Genomic DNA, 17,869 nt, shown 5'->3' with positions numbered 1-17,869 from the left:
ACGTTTATGGCGGCAGCTCTAGAGCGTCGGCACATCCTTTGGTTTCCGCTTCAGGAGCTCTGCGCACGAAAGAAAAAAATTGTCCCCGCCGTCCGCATGTGCAGCCGTCATTTCCTCCGAGGCTCCCGATGTCATCGGTAAGCAGGGCGATGCCCGGGTAGCTATGGGCAAGGGGCGAGAGAACCTCGATCATCCCCTCCTGGCTCGCGCCGAGAGGCCGCATGCTTCTTAGATCACGAATAATAACCTCTGCATACGCGGGCACATGCTTGTAGCCGTATGCACATTCAGGATAAATCACCCCCGGCTGCTCTATCATGCCGTAAAAATCAATAAGGTCGTTCCTCGCAACAGAAAAAAATTCGGCAAGGCCTTTTTTGAACGACTCGTGGTCGATATTCATGCTCGCCAACTTTTTCCACCCGCCGCTAAAAAGTACGGTCGGATGTGGAAATTCTTTTAGCAGGGCGCGTACGTCCCGATCGTGTTTATATTTTTGGAAAATTTCATAGAGTATTGTGGTGACGCCAAAAAATACCGGAGACCGCCCGTCCATTTTTTTCAGTGCCTCTTGCAGTACAGACGCGCGTAACTGAAGTTCGCTATCAAGCAGGCAAAAGAAACCAGACGAAAAAGCGAGCAGCCCGCGGATCGTGGTAGCGCGGGAAGAAAGTTCCTCTGCCGTTGACTCTACAACGGAGCGACTGTCAAAGATAACAAACGGCCTGCGCTCCCCACCGAGAAGCGAAGACATGATTTTAGAAAGCGCCGTTCTCTGCCGCTCTCGGGTAACTCGATCAATGGAAATAGAGCTCGGCGTGCCGCTCGTTGTGGCGCTCGAATGGGTCATTTTTACGATGTCGCTTTGCGGAACGGAGAGCAACGTCCGTTTCTTAAAGATGCCAATGGGGAGCGGCGGAATATCGGCGAGATTGTCCACGCGACCGTCAAAAGCATTCGCGCTCAAGAACGTAGCATAAAAAACGCAATTTTTTTTATGGAACAAAACCGAGTCGCGCATGGCCGCCAAAAAAAGGAGCGCCTTTTCTTCATACGGCATGAAAGCCGGTTCGGCAAGCAGTTTTTCGATATTATCTGACACAGGTGATACCGCAGGACCGCATAATCTCTTCGAGCTCCGCGTCGCTCGGCATGAATTGATGCGTTTTTACCGCTGGGTCTTTTTTTATAAAACGTGATACTTCCTCTAAAGATACCCGCGCTTCTTTCAGCGCCTCCCGCACATCAGTGTCCAGACCGCATTCCCCGTAGAGCTTCCGTGTGCATTCTAAAATATCCCTTGTTTCTTGAATTTTTTTATAGTACTCGCTGTTTCTTTTGAGATTGAGCCGGATGACCGGCAGAAGAAACAGTGCAATAGCCCGGCCATGCCCAAGAGCGAAGCGAGGACCGAAAAAATCTGCCATGCCATGCGCGAGCCCGACCGACGCGCTGCTCTGTACCAGTCCTGAGAGAAACCCAGCGGTTTGTAAATACGTCCGTGCTTCAAGATTTTCGGGATTGCGGCATGCCTGCGGCGCATATTTTAAGATGAGCGAGAGGGCCTCTCTTGCAAACAGGTCTGAAATTGGATGCGCCAGTCTCGAAGTCAGGCCTTCTAATGCGTGGGCATATGCGTCAATGGTAGTGCAGGCGGTGAGTTCGGGCGAAAGAGAAGTCAGCAGTACGGGATCATACAAAATCACATCCGGAAGCAGCGCCGGGGACACCAGTGGCTCTTTCTCGCCTTTTTCGTTGACGAATAAGGAATACCGGCTTACTTCCGACCCGCTTCCTGCCGTCGTGGGAATTAAAATAACCTGCAGATTTTCTTTATGGATATGCGCGGTTTTTGCCACGTCCATGGTGGAACCTCCGCCGACGCCAACAACAGACGCATAATTTTTATCGGCAAGCTTCATCGAAAAATCGTTGTATGTCCGAGCGGTAGGTTCTTTCTCCACAAAAAAGATTTCGCTCGGGGCGGTCGTAAAACGGGAAGCGATCATATTCTTGTGCGTGGCCCACGCATCCCTTGATGCGACGAGCAAAAAATCACCGTCGAGTACCCTGAGAAAATCGAGCGCCCGTGCACCGTGGTAGAGATGGCCCGGAAAGAACATTTTCGGAACTGCGAGCAAGCTCCAGTGAGAATGCACATCCGTCTTTTTTGTCATAGCAATAACTTTTTCTGCACCTTACCAGACGACGTTTTCGGCAGATTTTTGACAAACTCGATACTCTTCGGGGTCTTAAACGGCTCAAGGTTTCTTCGGCAAAAATTTTGTATATCTTCCTGTATAGTTTTTTCGTTATAACCCTCCCCGAGCACAATAACGGCTCGCGGCACCTCTCCGAGCCACGCGTCTTTCTCGGCGACAACGGCCGCGTCTTTAACCAGCGCGTGTTTTTTTAACATTTCCTCGATTTCGTACGGATATACTTTATTCCCGCCGATGTTCATCACGTCGTCTGTGCGGCCTACAATATACAGATAGCCGTCTTCATCAAGGTATCCGTTATCGCCGCTTGCGAGCCATTTCTTTTGTATTCTTTTTTTGGTTTCTTTTGGATTTTTCCAGTAGCCGCTGACCACGGTCGGTCCGTTGATATAAATTTCTCCGATTGTGTTTCGGGGAAGCCTTTTTCTTCGCTCGGAGAGCACCGCGATCTTTACGCGTGGAGCGGCTTTGCCGACCGAGGTAAACCGCCGCTCGGTGCGGTAATTTATAAACGTGGAGCGAGACGCTTCAGTCAGACCGTAATAGGTAAAAAAATCGGCGCGCGGCGCCAATGACAGAATTTTTTTTATCGTCCGGGGAGGAATCGGGGCGCTGTTTGCAAGCAGGAGACGCAGACTGGCGCTTGAGCGCTTAAACAAAGTGCTCAAGGGTCCGGCCAGGGTTTCAAAAACGGGAGGGGTTGCCGAAAAAGAGGTTGCCCGATATTCACGGATATCCTCCAGAATCTTTTTTAAGTTGATAAAGTTTTTATAGAGCAAAACCGTCCCGCCGACCCCGAAAACGGCATGGACATTACCTAATCCGAAAGAATGAGTTATGGGGAGAGGATTACTGTCGATGGACTCATGAGAGTAGTTAAGCCTCCGCAGCATATTTATTGCAGCCGAGTACGCGTTGGCATGTCGTACCATAACCCCTTTTGGGGTACCGGTGGTGCCAGTGGTAAAGAGGAGCGACGCGAGATCGTTCGGCCTGACTGTGCGCTTTTCCCGAAGAGCGTCGGTACAGAGCATTGCCCGAGATGCATCCTCGACCCGTACGCCTCGAACCACGTCTTTGAATTTTTGCATCAGAATTTCGTTCGTGAGACAGAGCACTGCACCGCTCGATACGGTCCTTTTCAGAAGCATTTCCGGGTTTATTGCAGGATCAACCGGTACCGCCACCCGCCCCGCTTTTAGAATGCCGAAATAACACGCGATAAATTCGCATGAGTTCGGCAAAAACAAAATCACGCGATCTTGAAATGTCGTTGATCCGACAAGAAGAGAGGCGACACATTGAGCGGCCCGGTCGAGTTCTCTATACGAGAGCGTACGCCGATCCATGCGCAGGGCGGTTTTATCGGGGAATTTTTTTGCGCTCGCTTCTAAAAATTTATGAAGTAACTGGTCCGCCATTTTTTTTTGAAATCACCCTAAAAAAATCCTCCGGCGTGTTGAGCGCCATAACTTCTTCCATTTCGAACCTGGAGCCCAGGCGCTCCTCGCATTTGCCGACCAACTCCATGTGGCTTAAAGAATCCCATCGAGGGAATTCCTCCTGCTTTTTTTCCCACCGGAACGCTTCCTCGGGAAACGTTTCCTGGAATATTGTTTTAATCCGCTCTCGTATTTCTTTTTGTTCCATACTTTTTATTGGAGGTTGTTTCCTGGCACACGGCGGCGGCGCATGCATACTCGAGCGTGTGCGAGATACTCACCTGGCACGTCATGTCTTTTAAGCTCCGTATAAAAACAATAGGGCGGCCATCTTTTTCGTGGAGCACCTCAATGTCTCGAATGGATAATTTTTTCTTAAAAAAAGAAAGTGATTTTACGACGGCCTCTTTTGCCGTAAACATACCCGCCGCATGAGGATAGGGATCTGTATACGTCGCAAGTCGCTCCAGTTCTCGTGCGGAAAAAATATGTACCCAAAATCTTTTCTCTTTTGAAAACGAGTGTGCCCGGAAACGGCGTATCTGTTCAAGATCAACTCCGATACTCGTCCCGGGGCGCGGACCCGACTTTCTTTTCATGGAGAATAAAATACCATGAGGTTGCTCTGTGAGCAAGATGAAATCGATGGCGCATGCGTCCTTGCTAGTGGGCGTGTGTCGTGTTAGTCATAAGTGACGATATGGCAAGGGCAAAAAAACCATCACTCACTATAGGGAAGCGGGTTATTGGCGCGGACTACCCGCCGTTTGTGATTGCGGAAATCGGCATCAACCATGAAGGCGACATGCGCAAGGCAAAACGCATGGTGTCTGATGCGGCAAAGGCTGGTGCCGAGTGCGTAAAATTTCAGTCGCATGTAATCGAGGACGAGATGACGCCCGTCGCGAAGAAAGTCATTCCGGGTCATACGAAAGAATCGATCTGGGACATCATGGCGCGGTGCGCGTTCGATGAGGACCAGGAGCGCGAATTGAAAAAGTTTACCGAATCGCTCGGCCTGATCTACCTCTGCACACCATTCTCGCGCGCCGCGGCGGACAGGCTCGAGCGCTTGGGTGTTCATGCCTACAAGATTGGCTCCGGCGAGTGCAACAATTACCCCTTGGTCGAGCACATCGCGTCATTCGGGAAGCCGATAATCCTCTCGACCGGCATGAACGATCTCCGCTCTATCCGGCCGGCAGTGCGCATCCTCGAGCGGCGTTCTGTATCGTACGCGTTGCTTCATTGCACTTCGCTCTACCCGACGCCGTATGAGAGCGTGCGCCTTGGCGCGATCGCGGAGCTCGCGCGGGCCTTTCCGCGCGCAGTCATAGGTTCGAGTGATCATTCGCTCGGTATCTATACTGCTCTTGCCGCAGTTGCACTGGGTGCATCCATTCTCGAAAAGCACTTTACTTCGGAGAGGCGTTGGCCCGGGCCGGACATCGCGATTTCGATTATGCCCGGAGAGCTCCGCGAGCTCATCGTGGGCAGTCGCGCGATTTTTGCGGCGCGCGGGGGCAGCAAGCGCATACTGGCCGCAGAAAAGCCGACCATTGACTTCGCGTACGCCTCTGTGGTAGCGATTCAGGACATTGCGCGCGGGGAGCTCTTGACGCGCGAGAATATATGGGTGAAGAGGCCGGGTACCGGAGAGATACGAGCGGTTGATTTTAAGCGGCTCCTTGGTATGCGCGCAAAACGGCCAATCAAGAAGGATAGCCAACTGAGCTGGAAGATGGTGGTGCCGTGATACAAAGCTCGAATTTCCAAATTCCAAAAAACCCGTCTCCAAACAAATCACAATATTCAAAATCCAATCCGCCAGCTGGCGGACTAAACACGACGTGAGAGTTTGGGATTTGGCGCATTGGAATTTGAAGTTTGTTTGGAAATTGTTGGTTGGAGCTTGGAATTTATTCTACGATATGTCCGACCCTGCTTCATTCATTCGCGGTAAAAAGATTTTGGTCACCGGCGGTACCGGCTCGATCGGCCGCGTGATTGTGAACCAACTGCTGTCGTTCGATCCTGCCGTCGTCCGTATTTTCTCGCGCGACGCCATTAAGCAGATTGAGGTCGAGGACGCGTTCGCTCGAGATCGTCGTCTGCGCTATATCCTTGGCGATATTCGAGATCGGGACCGCCTCATGTCTGCGTGTGAGGATGTGGACATCATTTTCCACGCGGCGGCGTTTAAGTATGTGCCGCAGGGGGAGTATAATCCATTCGAGGCGGTGCAGACCAATGTTATCGGTACGCAGCATGTGGTCAGTGCGGCGCTCAACACGCCGACCATTACGCACACGGTGATGATCTCCACCGATAAGGCAGTGGCACCGACCTCCACCATGGGGGCGTCGAAGCTCCTCGCTGAACGACTCATAACAGCAGCCCATTACATTCAGGGGAAAAGAGGGAAAATTTTTACGACGGTGCGGTTTGGCAATGTTCTCGGTACCGTCGGCTCGGTGTTGCCGCTTTTTCACGAGCAGGCGCGAGCTGGAGCGCTCACGGTAACGCATCCGGATATGACGCGGTTTTTCATGACGATACCCGATGCGGTCGAGCTCGTCTTTGAGGCTCTGATGAGAGCGCGCGGCGGAGACATTTTCGTCCTGAAGATGCCCGCGCTCAAGATTGCGGATTTGGCGGAGGTGTGCGCAGAGCGTTTCACTTCCCCCCCAGCGCGCGTGGTCTACGGAGTGATTCGGCCGGGGGAGAAAATCCACGAAGGGCTCCTCACCGAGGACGAGGCGCGTACCGCGCTTGAGACTGAGCGCCACTTTATCATCGTCCCGCAGATAGCGACTGCGGACGTCGCCGCAGATCAGTATACCTACGCTGGCGCTCTCCCGCGTACCTCGGAGACATACCTCACGAGAGCCGTGGCGCCGCTTGGGAAGGACGACATCTCGGCGCTCCTCGACCGCGCTGGGTGGTAGCGTACATGACATAAAGCGCAAATCGCAAAACGAAAATTGCAAAACAACACAGCAAAATTCAAAATTCCAAAAAACAAGCTTCAAACAAATGATTCAAATTTCAATTTCCAAACACGACGTACGTGTTTGAGATTTGACGCATTGGAATTTGAGATTTGTTTGGAGACGGGTTTTTTGGAAATTGGAAATTTGTTTTGCTTTTTGCACTGTTATTTTTCGCTTTGCATTTTACACTTTGAGTTTTTGTTATGATCCCCACACGCCCGCTCCGTGTCGCGCTCGTCTCCGAGCGCCGCGCGGACTACTCCCGCTTCAAGCCGATTCTCTCGCTCCTGCGGAGCGACCCTTTTTTTGAGTACCGGCTTATTGTCACCGGAGTATCGCTCTTAAAGAGTCGCGGCGAAGATATCAACAGTATAAAAAAGGATGGGTTCGACATCGCCGCAACGATTCCCATGTTCCCGGAGCGGGTGGTGCGCGACACCGGTGGCCACATGACGCGCGGCTGCGGCCGCGTGATGATCGCGCTTACGGACCTGTTTGAAAAACTCGAGCCCGACCTTGTGCTTACCGGTTTTGATATTGGGGCCAATTTCGCCGCAGCGGTCGTCGGCGCGCATCTCAACATCCCCGTTGCGCATATCCAGGGCGGTGAAGTGACGGGGAGCATTGACGAATCGCTCCGGCACGCGATGAGTAAATTCGCGCACATCCATTTTCCTGCAACGAAGAGCGCTGCGCGGCGTCTCAAGCGCATGGGTGAGGACCCGCGTTTCATTTTCCCCGTCGGCTGCCCTTCGATAGATGCGCTGCTCGCGGCCCCGATTCTCTCTCGAGAAGATACATGCCGCATTGCGGGGGTAGACCCGCAGGCACCATATCTCCTCGTTGTGCAGCACCCGGTAACGACGGAAATGCACGATGCGGAAAAACAGATCGAGATCACACTCCGTGCTATAGCGAAAACGAACGTCGAGGCGGTCGTTCTGTATCCGAATAACGATGCGGGGGCCGAAGCGATCGTGAAGAGGATCAGGCGCGGCGCGCGGCTGAAACGTCTCAAGAGCCTGTCTCCAGAGCACTACGCAAACGTGCTGCGTCATGCCGCGGCACTCGTCGGCAACTCTTCAAGCGGCATTCACGAGTCTGCGACATTTCGCGTGCCGACAATCAACATCGGCTCGCGGCAGCAGGGTAGAGAGAGAGCGGGAAACGTGATAGACGTTCCCCATGACGCATCGGCAATCGAGCACGCCATCCGCACAGCGCTTACGGACGAGGGATTCCGCCGCAGAGTCCGCCGTGTCAAGAATATCTACGGCGACGGCCAGTCCGCCGAGCGCATCGTCTCTATTTTAAAGAGCCTCAACCTCGCATCGGTGCCGATACAGAAACAGTTTGTTGACTAAGCGGCTGCAGCGTGGTACACTCTCCTGCGGATTCTGTGGCAGAACTCTGTACGAAAGTCGTACCAGCTTCGCCACGGCCTCTCTGTGTCTACGCTGATAACAGCAGCCCTCTGCCCCGCGCAGGAGGGATGCTTTTCTTGCTGGAATTTCTTAACATGGGATTTGATTTTCCAGCCGTTGTCGTTTACTCTTAAGTCATGAAAAACTACTACCACTTCGCCATCGTCGTAGAACAAGACAAAAACGGATATTTCGTTTCCTGCCCTGAATTACAAGGGTGCTACAGCCAAGGACAAACATACGAAGAAGCGCTGAAGAACATACGCGATGCCATAAAGTTGCACCTCGACGATCGTGCTGCAGAACGAGAAATAATCCCCACCGGGCGCTCGGTGAGCGTCGCCTCGGTTGCTGTTGCCGCGTAGAGAGCGTGGCCAAGGACTGTCACCCATGCCCCGGCTTCCACGTCTCACTGCAAAACAAATCTCGGCTGTTCTTGAAAAGAGCGGCTTTTTTGTTACTCGCCAAAGTGGTAGTCACGTGATCTACCGCAACAAAGCAGGCAGCCGCGCCACGGTTCCTGCTCACGGCAGCACCATACTTCACCCCAAAACATTGAAAAGCATACTGCGCGATGCAAACGTAAGCGTCGAGGAGCTCCGAACGCTCCTGTGATGCCTTTATATAAATGACGCAAGGGCGCGTCGAATTTTTTGTCGGTTACGATAAATCGTTTCGGCGAGTACAAAATCATCCGGCGTATCAATGTCTATGGAACGCCACGCGTCAACAACGACGGCGAGGGTGCGTTTTGGTTGGAAGGTTTTTTCTCGTACAAACGCCGCGTATTTGACCAGATAGACGAAGCAGCCGTTGAGTTTGTAGGCGGGATGGAATTTTTGCCCTTGGAAACCAGTAATCCTGCCTCGCCGCATAAACCTTTTATCAACGGCTATTTTTTTATTGGCGAGCTCAAGATAGCTCCCTTCTCCTAAGCGGTAGAGCAGCGGGTGGGTAGAGCAGACCGTGAGCGCCGCATCTGCTTTTTGATCGCGCCTGAGAGCTTCGATACACCGGTATACATCCTCTGCTTCCGCAAGAGGCGAGGGCGGCTGCAGGTGCATGATGTAATCCGGCACATACCCTTCGTCTTGTCTTAGTCTTGCGAGGAGGTGGAGCGCGCTGTCGGCAACGAGGCTGTCATCCTGCGCGAGGCTCTGCGGTCTCAAGAAAGGCACTTCTGCCCCGAAGCGCCGTGCCACCTGCGCTATCTTCTCGTCCTCGGTCGAGACGATGATTCGGAAATCAGCGCCCCTCAGTGTCTTTGCCATGCGAATCGTGTATGAGATCAGGGGTTTCCCCGCAAATGGGCGGGTATTTTTCCCCTGCACCCTTTTGCTCCCTCCGCGGGCGGGGATGAATACAAGTATTTTTGCGTCTTTTTTCATGATGGGCTTCTCGCGAAAATTTTTTGGGCCGCGCTCTTGTTTTTATAATCTGGCGCACTTTATGCCAAAATGACACAGGTTTGCCAAAATTTACCGGAACAAACGTCCTAAAATAAGGACATTCGCGGAAATATTTTCGCAAATCTGATTTGGGTGCGTATATTTACCGGATAAGCGCGTTCCAATCGTCGGCAAAACGTTCAACGCCTCTTCCGGTAAGTTCGTGGGTAAGGTCAAATTCTCTCCAGTCCTTTGACAGATTAATTTCTCGATAGGGAATTTCTTTTAGTCCTTTGGCGGGGTATATAAAATCGTCTTTCGGAATCGGCATGCCTTGTCCACCCCATTCTTTGAGAATTTTGAAAGGGGCGGTAATAATGTCGGAGCCAAGTTGTATCGCGTAAAGAAAATGGTCCATATTTCGGACACTCGCGACCAAGACTTTCACGTGCTCGTCACCGGCTTTATACATCTTCGTGATATTTTTAATCAAATCCATGCCATTCTCTCCCCTGTCGTCAAGCCGCCCGACAAACGGAGATACGAATACGTCGCTTTTTTTCGCGCCGCGTGTCGCCACATACACTGCCGCCGCCTGCTCTTGGGTAAAAACCAGCGTCATGTTGACTCGCATGTTTACCTCTACGGAACGCCTCGCCGCCGCAAGTCCGGCCGCTGTCGTGGGGTACTTAATGTGTGCGTTCGGAATCCACGAAAACATTTCTTTTCCCTGTGTAAACATCTCATCGGTGGCTGTGTTTTTGTCGGCATATACCTCAACCGATACCGAGCCCTCGGGCACAAGGGTTGCTATCTCCTTCACCACCCCGTGGTAAAAATCGTATATTTCTTCCTCGGTGAATGTATCTCCCTTGGCAAGTCGCTCCTGCGCGTTGGGATTTTTCGCGATGAGCGTTGGGTTTGTCGTCTGCCCATCAAGGAATCCGAGCAGGGTAATAATTTCTTTCGTCTCCTTCGAGTCACCGCCGTCTAAGAATATTTTTGTTGTAAGATTTTGTGGTTTTGTCATATTCTTCGTGGGCGGATCCTCACCACGCCGTCCACCCGCCGTCAACGACCAGGTTGCTCCCGGTCATATACGCCGATGCGTCGGAGCAGAGAAAAAGCAGCGGCCCGCGATACTCTTCTTTTCTCGCCATTCTCCCGAGCATGGTGCGCGCCGCATAGGCTGTCACAAACGCCTCGTCGTGGTCGGCAAAGACGCCGCCGAGCGAGAGCGTGTTGACTCGGATGCCGTGGGGTGAGAGGTAGGAGGCAAGTGAGCGCGTAAAGTTCATGATGCCGGACTTTGCCGTGGCGTAGGCGAGCGACCGATACACGCCTTCCTTGTAGATGCGATTGTCCGGTGCAGCGAGCCCGTATATCGAAGAGATGTTCACGATAACTCCGGAGCGGGCTTTTTTCATCTGCGGCATGACCGCCCGGGTACAAAGAAACGAGCCCGTGAGGCTGACTTCAAGCTCTTTGCTCCAGAGCGGGAGCGAAAAATTTTCATACGCCGCCCACCGATCTGCGTTGTCTGAAAAATCGGTGAGAGCGGCGTTGTTGACGAGTATGTCTACTGTCTGGTATTTATTGAGAATATCCTTGAATGTTTTTTTGACGCGCGATTCGTCGGTAATGTCTATCGAGCGCCCGTCGACGCGTGTGCGAATGGAGGCGGGCAGTGTTTCGAGCCGAGCACGCACGGTGCGGGGAGGCAGCATATCAAGGAGGACCACACGAGCGCCCGCCTCAGCGAGTATGGTCGCATACTCGATGCCAAGCATGCCACAGCCGCCGGTAATGACCGCGGTCTTTCCGGAGAGACTAAAAAGTTTATCTATGGGGCTGGCGCGTCGTGTCTTTTTCATCTCTAAAAGTTCTCATGACTGTAGCAAAAATATCGAGTTTGAGCAATTTTAGTGCTTACACCTTTTATTTTTGTGCTCGTGCTTGAAGTGTCTGGAAATGGTGTCGCCTCGTCTACGAAAAATGCAGAACTCGGCCTCCCTCCTGGTCGGCCTCAGACAGCTGCATTTTTCTACTCGGCTCGCCATTTCCTAAACACCTCTCGCAATGCACAAAAATAAAAGGTGTGCGCACTTGCTTAAGCGAGTGGTCTCTTTATGCGATTTTTATTTCTCGGTCTTGGGTCTATCGGCGAGCGGCATGTGCGCAATCTCTATGCGCTCGGCTATAGAGATTTCGTGGCGTATCGCACGAGCGAGAGGGTGGCGAGCGCGGAGATCGAGTGCGGCGTTCGACGCGTCCGCTCGCTCGAAGACGGTTTTTCTGTAAGGCCGGACGCGGTTTTTATTACCAACCCGACTGTATTTCATGCGCGGGATACGCTCGCGGCGCTCGCGGAGGGCGGTCATGTATTTGTGGAGAAGCCGCTTGCCGCATCGGCCGAGCATGTCGAGGAAATCTTTGCTGCGGCCGAGGCAAAGAAGCGCTGTGTATACGTCGGTTATCACCTGCGGTTTCATCCACTGCTTCGTGCCATTAAAAAAGCGGTGGATGAGCGCGAGGTCGGAGATCCGATTGCCGCCCGCATCAGTGTCGGTCAGTTTCTGCCGGATTGGCACCCAAATGAAGATTACCGCAGCAGTTATGCCGCTCTGAGAGAGCTCGGCGGCGGCGTGATCCTCACTTTGAGCCATGAGATTGATTACGCCCTGTGGCTTTTTGGCGCCGTGAGGAGCGTCTACTGCCTCGGCGGGCACAAAAGCAATTTAGATATTGACGTTGAAGACGTGGCCGACATCCTCCTTGAGTTTGAATCCGGCTGCATCGGCGCGCTGCATTTGGACTATCTCGCGCGTCCTCCGCGGCGCGATTTCTCTCTCGTTGGCACGGGGGGACAGATCGAGTGGGACTACTTTTCAAATTGCGCTAGCATTTTTTCCCGCACGAGTGCAGCGTCCCCGCGCCGGGTCGGCCTCGATGAGCCGTTTGATAAAAATCAGATGTACCTCGACGAAGTCGTACATTTTTTGAGAGTCATCCGCGGAGAAGAAGAATCGCAGGTGCCGCTCTCCGAGGCCGTCGCCACCCTCGACGTCGCGCTTGCCGCCCGCGAGTCGCTCGAGACAGGCGCCATCGTGCGACTGCCGCAGCGTAGCCACGAGTGACGCGTGCCTGTTTTTTGCGGTTGTATGAAGTGCACCATTTCATGATTGAGGCACGATATTTTTCACAGAGCGCTCTCTTGGAGCTGCTTCGAGAAAAGCCGCAGCAGGGGAGGCGGATGCTGCCGCTTCCGGCTGGTGTGACCGAGATGCCATTCGGCATCCTTGAAGACAGCGCCGTCGAAAATGCGCCGGAGATACACCGCCGCGAGGGGGATCTCTGGCAGTGTCTTGCGGGCGAGGTGACGTTCCTCGTCAACGGGGAGCTTATCGGTGCCACCAAACGAGCACGGGAGGACGGCTCGTCCAATCCAGACGAGCTTGTTGGCGAGCGGATTGAGGATGGCACGACGTACGCCCTGCGCCCCGGCGACTGGCTCTGGATCCCGCCCGGCGTGCCGCATCAGCACGTTGCTTCCGCCACCGCGCGGCTCGTGATAATCAAAATTCGTGGTTGAGCTTCCGTGGTGACGTCCCCGTGCTGATTGTTGTTATTAGTGGTGTGGCGCTCTGTGGCGTCGTGTTTTTAATGTGTGGCATCATTGGAATTGCCGGAGCGAGGGAGATTGACGAGAGCGCGCTCTGTCGGGCGCGCGACTCTCTCGCGCATCGCGGACCGGATGGGAGCGGTATCTATATTGACCGGGCGCGCGGTGTTGGGCTCGGCCATCGCCGTCTCGCTATCATTGACCTCTCGGAGGCCGGAGTGCAGCCGATGCGCTCTGCGGACGGCAGGTACGTTGTCGTTTTTAACGGCGAGATTTTTAACTATATCGAACTGCGCGAGGAGCTCCGCGGCCGGTATGAGTTTCGGACTGAGACGGATACTGAAGTATTACTTGCGGCGTTTGTGCTCTGGGGCCCGGCGTGTCTTCTCAGGTTTAACGGACAGTTTGCGTTCGCGATGTACGACAGCGAACAGGGTTCTTTGTTTTGCGCGCGTGACCACTTCGGCATCAAGCCGTTTTTTTATTCTCTTGATGGGGGAGTGTTCCGTTTTGCCTCCGAGATTAAGGGTTTGCTCGCGCTCGGCATCACTCCGCGTGTCAATGAGCACGCCGTAGCCGAGTATCTCGCGGACGGACTCCACGACCACAGCGAGGAGACGTTTTTTGACGGCGTGCTGTCGCTTCCTCCGGGTCATACACTTGAGTACCGCTCTGGAGCAGTGTCCGTGCGAGCGTATTGGGATCTCGCCGAGCGAGCGGTGCCGCCCGCACCGCGAAGCGAGGCAGAGGCAGAGGAGACGCTCCGTTTTCTCATTCGCGATGCGCTGCGGCTTCAGTTCCGCTCCGATGTACCGGTAGGGCTTAATCTCTCAAGTGGGCTTGACTCAAACGCGCTCCACTATTACGCGAAAGAGGCGGTGGGTGCTTCGCCGCACCTCTTTACCGCTTGCATCGCTGACGAGCGAAGCAGCGAGTGTCGCGTCCTAGAACGTATTTTAAGCGATGCGGAGTGCTCGCGCTGGCATAGGGGCGATCTCGGGCCCGAGGATGTATGGGAGCGTACGCGAGAGCTTGTGGCGATCGAGGATCAGCCTGCGGGCGGCATGCAGACCGCTGCCTACTATGCGCTCTATCGGGCTACGGCGGAGCGCTCGGGAGTCACCGTGCTTCTTGAGGGGCAGGGCGCTGATGAAATTTTGGCAGGATACGGTTCGTATGTGCCGCCGTTCTACCGCGACCTCGTGCGCGAAGCACGCGTCTTTGACATCGCGCGATTCATGCTGGTACGGGCCCTAAATGAGGGAATAGGAAAGTTCTGGCGCTCGTGTTCGCGGCGGATCATACCCACTCGCGCGAGAGAGCACGAGCGCTCGAGTCGAGCCGGCGCGGGAGTGCTCGACGCCGCATTTCGGCGACGCATACAGGAGCACTGTGGTACACGCATCTTTCCGATGCCGTTTGACTCTGCGCTTTTGAATGCGCAGTACCGCGACATCCGGTACACGAAACTGCCGCGGGTGCTCCGCACCAACGATCACATCAGCATGCACTTTTCAAAAGAGTTGCGCGTGCCGTATCTTGATACGCGCCTTGTTGAGTTCTGCTTCTTTCTCCCGGACCGTTATAAAATTGCTCCGCACATGCGCAAGGTGCTCTTACAGCGGGCAATGCGGGCGTATCTTCCCCCCGCGCTGTGGCAGAGGCAAAAGTTTACTTTCCGGAGCTTTCAGACGGCATGGCTGGTACGGTATTTTGCGCCCGATGTACGCGCACTCCTCGCTCGTGCCACGAGCCGCTCTGGCGCATACACGGACGCCGAGGCCGTGGAGAGGATCATAACCGAGACGCTCCGAGAGCCCACGGGGGATTCTTCTCTTCTCTGGAGACTCATTACCCTTGAGCTCTGGCTTGAGCGTTTTATCAACTAACGCGCCACCATGGCAACAGCACAATCACGCGTGTCTTTTTTGCGTCACTATGTGCTTGGTGAGCTCCAGTTCGGCGGTTGGGGGCTCGTCGAGCGCGGCGTGAGCGCACTGAACGCCCTGATCGTTCTTTCGGCGCTCTCACTTTACGAGTATGGCGTGTTCCAGCTGCTGCTTGCCGCATTTGGGTTTGCGATCGGGCTTCCATCGCTCATGATGACATTCGCAGACAACGACGTGTCGCGTTTTATCGGCGAAGGCAGGGAGCGTGAGGCGAAACGTGCCTTTTTGGAGTTTTATGGCTTGCGGTGTGTCGCGACACTTCTGCTTGCGGTGCTCTTTTTTTTCGGCTCGAACCTCTTTATCCAAAAATACGGCTCCGAGGTTGCGCGTTTCGGAAAAATTCTCGCCTTGCTTATGGCGGTTGACGTACTGCAGCGTTTGTGTACGTCTCTCCTCAACTTTCGCCTCAGATTTGCCGCCATCGCGCGCAGGCGCGTCGTGCAGAAGACGCTGCAACTCCTCTTCCTCGGCGCGTTTGTGGTGAGTGCCTCAAAAGTTGACGTGCGCGTGGTGCTTTGGTCTCTCGTCGTCGGCTCACTCGGCATGGGCGTCACCATGGTGCCGTCCGCCATCCGTGCGTATACGCCATGGCGAGGACTCAAGGCGGTGCGGCGTTGGATCCTACCGCGCACGTTTAAGGCGTATGGGAAGTGGGCGAGCGCTCAAGGGTTACTCGGCCATGTGACGGAGCAGGTAGAGCCATGGCTGATTAAAATTTTTGTGAGCACAGAAGCCGTGGCGCTCTTTGTGGTAGCGCGCTCTCTTATCGCTGTAGTGACGAACTTTGTGCCGACGCGCACGCTCGGCACTTTGCTTCCCATGCGCGTCTATGATTCTCGGTGGTCGCGGCGTGTCTTCCTCCGCGGGGTGAAATATCAGGTGGCGTTCACTTTCCTCGGCGTGCTTGCGGGAGCCGCGGTGTTCCCTTTCGCGGTTCGCCTCTTCTTTCCGAAATATGTCGTCGCACTTCCGTATTTTTACGCGCTTGCCGGAACCGCTCCCATTGCCGCGATCGGGTCACTGCCCGTATTTTTTCTCCGCGCCATGCGGCGGCAGAGATTTCTTTTCTTCAACCGCGTCGTCAAAACCGCGGTTGCGTTGCCGCTCACGCTGATCTTCCTCCCACTCCTCGGCCTCTGGGGTCTTGTGCTCGAGCGCTGGCTGCAGCTTCTTGTTAAGGCGACCGTGCTCGTGCTCTATCTCAAGCGCTCCGCACCGGAGTTTGCGCTGCACGTGCGCGACCTTACGCATTTCGGCAAGGAAGACGCGGACTTTGCGCGCGAGGCCTTGCGTATAGGCGTGCGCGCCGCGCGACCCTATGGTGTGGCCGCGCGACGGGCGTTCGGGTTTGGGCGGCGCGGCGCGTCGTGAGCCGCGCGCAGTCTATTCGATATCTTCCTTGGTCGAGACGAGCTCTATGTTGTCGGTCTGCGGAGCGTTCTGAAGCGCGCGCACGAGCGCGTGTGCTTCCCTTTCGTTGAGAGGGGTTATAGAGTAGGTGAGTGATCGCGTACCGCCCGAGGCGCGCACGGAGAGCATGTGGTGCGCTGTGCAATACTGTTCGAACAGAGGCGTGTACGTTTCCGGCTCGGCTTTCGTCGTGAAGTAGAGAAGCGTTTCAGGTTTATTGAGGGAACCGAAGTCGAATTTGGAAAGCGCGAGAACGACGATGCCAACGAGGCCGGTTGCGACGAGCGCGAGGGCGTAGTTCGTCGTGCCGACCGCAAGGCCGGTAACAATGGCCCAAAGAAGGAACGCCGTGTCGCGCGTGTCTTTGATAGCCGTCCGATAGCGTATGATGGTGAATGTGCCGAGGATGGCAAATGCGCGCGCGAGAGAGTTCTCGACGACCAGCATGACTACCGCGGAGAGGATTGCGACGAGTATCAAGGTAAAGACGAAGGAGGGCGAGTAGGAAAAACCGCGATGCGTTTTGCGGTAGATAAACGCAATCGCGAACGCAAGCGCGAATGAGAATGCGATAGCGGTGAGCGCGGCGAGCGCGGTGACTTGCGCTGCGGCAATTTCTGGTACATCGGTGAACATAGTTAGATAAGTAAACGTGATCGAAGCGTCGTGACGCCGATACAGTATTTTGAGAATGCTATTCGTTGAAGACCCTCGTGCACGATAAGCGTATGGAGCCAGACCGGCATCGCGCCGTTGTATTTGATCTCCATCACGACCGAGCGGCGCGGCGGAAGGGCGGTGGCGTACGTCTCGCCGAGAGCATACGGATATGCCTCAAGCGCGCGATCGAACGTAACGCGCAGGTGGTTTGCCTCTGTGCCGATAAGCGGCTGGCGGTCGTAGCGTACCATAATACGGGGCCTCAGCGCAAAATTAGCAAGAAGCGTCGTGAGCCGCAGGGCGACCTTTCTCTCCTCGGCCTCTCCGACTCTCCGCGCGGGAGCCGTGAGTCCCGGGATGTTTCGCGCTGCCACCATCTCCATCGCCCCGCGCGCAAGCGTGATCCGGTCTTTCGTGACGATATCGCCGTCTTTGCGCTTGAGCTCGAGGTACAGGGGCGCGTTTTGTCCGAGCGTCTTCGTATAGCCGCGCAGGCGTACCTTAAACCGTCGGTATAAGCCGTGTCGTTTGTCGTGGTAGCAGAGAAACGCGGGCGAATCAAAATAGAGGCTCGTCACCGGGTAGTGATGCGATGGAGAGCTTGCGACGACTTTATCCCATCGCATCCCGCGTGCAAGAAGAGCGCCGATGAGATGGTCGGCCTCAGTCGGCGTTACCAGATATTTCCATTCGAAGCGTTGGGTGTGCATGGCATTAATTTTCAAATTCCAAGAAACAAGCTCCAAACAAATCACAATA

General features: G+C 54.6%; 19 protein-coding genes. 9 read left to right on the top strand and 10 right to left on the bottom strand.

Annotation, left to right across the window (positions count from 1 at the left end):
* Nucleotides 1–4: 4 nt before the first annotated feature.
* From Q8R39_03340 to Q8R39_03320, 5 genes are read right to left on the bottom strand one after another with little or no spacing between them, the layout of a single operon-like run.
* Entirely contained in the window at nucleotides 5–1,102 is a 1,098-nt protein-coding gene (locus Q8R39_03340) for a hypothetical protein (GenBank protein MDP3735435.1), read from the bottom strand.
* The gene (locus Q8R39_03335; protein MDP3735434.1) at nucleotides 1,092–2,177 is read right to left on the bottom strand and encodes an iron-containing alcohol dehydrogenase; all 1,086 of its coding nucleotides are present in this window, start codon (nucleotides 2,175–2,177) and stop codon (nucleotides 1,092–1,094) included. Before Q8R39_03335 ends, Q8R39_03340 begins: the two co-directional genes overlap by 11 nt.
* Nucleotides 2,174–3,643 (bottom strand): class I adenylate-forming enzyme family protein, encoded by a 1,470-nt coding sequence (locus tag Q8R39_03330; GenBank protein MDP3735433.1) that lies wholly within the window; start codon nucleotides 3,641–3,643, stop codon nucleotides 2,174–2,176. Before Q8R39_03330 ends, Q8R39_03335 begins: the two co-directional genes overlap by 4 nt.
* Nucleotides 3,621–3,872: an acyl carrier protein gene (locus tag Q8R39_03325; protein ID MDP3735432.1), complete on the bottom strand. Its 252-nt coding sequence runs from the start codon at nucleotides 3,870–3,872 to the stop codon at nucleotides 3,621–3,623. The genes Q8R39_03330 and Q8R39_03325 overlap by 23 nt, the downstream gene beginning before the upstream one ends.
* Nucleotides 3,841–4,263 carry a 4'-phosphopantetheinyl transferase superfamily protein gene (locus Q8R39_03320; GenBank protein MDP3735431.1) on the bottom strand — a complete coding sequence of 141 codons (423 nt, stop codon included), beginning with the start codon at nucleotides 4,261–4,263 and terminating at the stop codon, nucleotides 3,841–3,843. Before Q8R39_03320 ends, Q8R39_03325 begins: the two co-directional genes overlap by 32 nt.
* A gap of 101 nt (nucleotides 4,264–4,364) precedes the next feature.
* Between Q8R39_03320 and Q8R39_03315 the strand changes: the two genes are divergently transcribed.
* From Q8R39_03315 to Q8R39_03295, 5 genes are all read left to right on the top strand, one after another.
* Nucleotides 4,365–5,420: an N-acetylneuraminate synthase family protein gene (locus Q8R39_03315; GenBank protein ID MDP3735430.1), complete on the top strand. Its 1,056-nt coding sequence runs from the start codon at nucleotides 4,365–4,367 to the stop codon at nucleotides 5,418–5,420.
* 175 nt (nucleotides 5,421–5,595) lie between these two features.
* The gene (locus Q8R39_03310) at nucleotides 5,596–6,612 is read left to right on the top strand and encodes a polysaccharide biosynthesis protein (GenBank protein MDP3735429.1); all 1,017 of its coding nucleotides are present in this window, start codon (nucleotides 5,596–5,598) and stop codon (nucleotides 6,610–6,612) included.
* 248 nt (nucleotides 6,613–6,860) lie between these two features.
* Nucleotides 6,861–8,021 carry a UDP-N-acetylglucosamine 2-epimerase gene (gene neuC / locus Q8R39_03305; GenBank protein ID MDP3735428.1) on the top strand — a complete coding sequence of 387 codons (1,161 nt, stop codon included), beginning with the start codon at nucleotides 6,861–6,863 and terminating at the stop codon, nucleotides 8,019–8,021.
* 197 nt (nucleotides 8,022–8,218) lie between these two features.
* The gene (locus Q8R39_03300; GenBank protein MDP3735427.1) at nucleotides 8,219–8,446 is read left to right on the top strand and encodes a type II toxin-antitoxin system HicB family antitoxin; all 228 of its coding nucleotides are present in this window, start codon (nucleotides 8,219–8,221) and stop codon (nucleotides 8,444–8,446) included.
* A 25-nt stretch (nucleotides 8,447–8,471) separates the two neighbouring features.
* A complete protein-coding gene (locus tag Q8R39_03295) occupies nucleotides 8,472–8,696 on the top strand; it encodes a type II toxin-antitoxin system HicA family toxin (protein MDP3735426.1) in 225 nt (74 codons plus the stop codon).
* 5 nt (nucleotides 8,697–8,701) lie between these two features.
* On the opposite strand, the gene Q8R39_03290 is transcribed toward Q8R39_03295, so the two are convergent.
* The 3 genes from Q8R39_03290 to Q8R39_03280 all read right to left on the bottom strand — a co-directional run bounded on the left by Q8R39_03290 (nucleotide 8,702) and on the right by Q8R39_03280 (nucleotide 11,343).
* Nucleotides 8,702–9,469, bottom strand: coding sequence for an acylneuraminate cytidylyltransferase family protein (locus tag Q8R39_03290; GenBank protein ID MDP3735425.1), 768 nt, complete (start codon nucleotides 9,467–9,469; stop codon nucleotides 8,702–8,704).
* A gap of 163 nt (nucleotides 9,470–9,632) precedes the next feature.
* Entirely contained in the window at nucleotides 9,633–10,499 is an 867-nt protein-coding gene (locus Q8R39_03285; protein ID MDP3735424.1) for a transaldolase family protein, read from the bottom strand.
* A 19-nt stretch (nucleotides 10,500–10,518) separates the two neighbouring features.
* A complete protein-coding gene (locus Q8R39_03280; GenBank protein ID MDP3735423.1) occupies nucleotides 10,519–11,343 on the bottom strand; it encodes an SDR family oxidoreductase in 825 nt (274 codons plus the stop codon).
* Nucleotides 11,344–11,598: 255 nt separating this feature from the next.
* Between Q8R39_03280 and Q8R39_03275 the strand changes: the two genes are divergently transcribed.
* Genes Q8R39_03275 through Q8R39_03260 form a run of 4 tightly spaced genes read left to right on the top strand, consistent with a single transcriptional unit; the run spans nucleotide 11,599 to nucleotide 16,411 of the window.
* Nucleotides 11,599–12,606, top strand: coding sequence for a Gfo/Idh/MocA family oxidoreductase (locus tag Q8R39_03275; protein MDP3735422.1), 1,008 nt, complete (start codon nucleotides 11,599–11,601; stop codon nucleotides 12,604–12,606).
* A gap of 41 nt (nucleotides 12,607–12,647) precedes the next feature.
* Complete coding sequence (locus Q8R39_03270; GenBank protein MDP3735421.1) at nucleotides 12,648–13,061, top strand: AraC family ligand binding domain-containing protein; 414 nt, start codon at nucleotides 12,648–12,650, stop codon at nucleotides 13,059–13,061.
* Nucleotides 13,058–14,980: an asparagine synthase (glutamine-hydrolyzing) gene (gene asnB, locus Q8R39_03265; GenBank protein MDP3735420.1), complete on the top strand. Its 1,923-nt coding sequence runs from the start codon at nucleotides 13,058–13,060 to the stop codon at nucleotides 14,978–14,980. The genes Q8R39_03270 and asnB overlap by 4 nt, the downstream gene beginning before the upstream one ends.
* 9 nt (nucleotides 14,981–14,989) lie before the next feature.
* Nucleotides 14,990–16,411 carry an oligosaccharide flippase family protein gene (locus Q8R39_03260; protein MDP3735419.1) on the top strand — a complete coding sequence of 474 codons (1,422 nt, stop codon included), beginning with the start codon at nucleotides 14,990–14,992 and terminating at the stop codon, nucleotides 16,409–16,411.
* A 12-nt stretch (nucleotides 16,412–16,423) separates the two neighbouring features.
* Here Q8R39_03260 and Q8R39_03255 read toward each other — a convergent pair whose 3' ends face one another.
* A complete protein-coding gene (locus Q8R39_03255) occupies nucleotides 16,424–17,086 on the bottom strand; it encodes a DUF4956 domain-containing protein (protein ID MDP3735418.1) in 663 nt (220 codons plus the stop codon).
* A 2-nt stretch (nucleotides 17,087–17,088) separates the two neighbouring features.
* On the bottom strand, nucleotides 17,089–17,820 hold the full coding sequence (locus tag Q8R39_03250; protein MDP3735417.1) for a polyphosphate polymerase domain-containing protein: 732 nt from the start codon (nucleotides 17,818–17,820) through the stop codon (nucleotides 17,089–17,091).
* Between the last annotated feature and the right edge of the window lie 49 nt (nucleotides 17,821–17,869).

This window comes from bacterium, assembly GCA_030697645.1.
GTDB lineage: Bacteria > Patescibacteriota > Minisyncoccia > Phycocordibacterales > VMGT01 > JAUYPI01.
The sequence above is the reverse complement of the archived record's forward strand: the minus strand, read 5'-3'. Positions and strand labels throughout refer to the sequence as shown.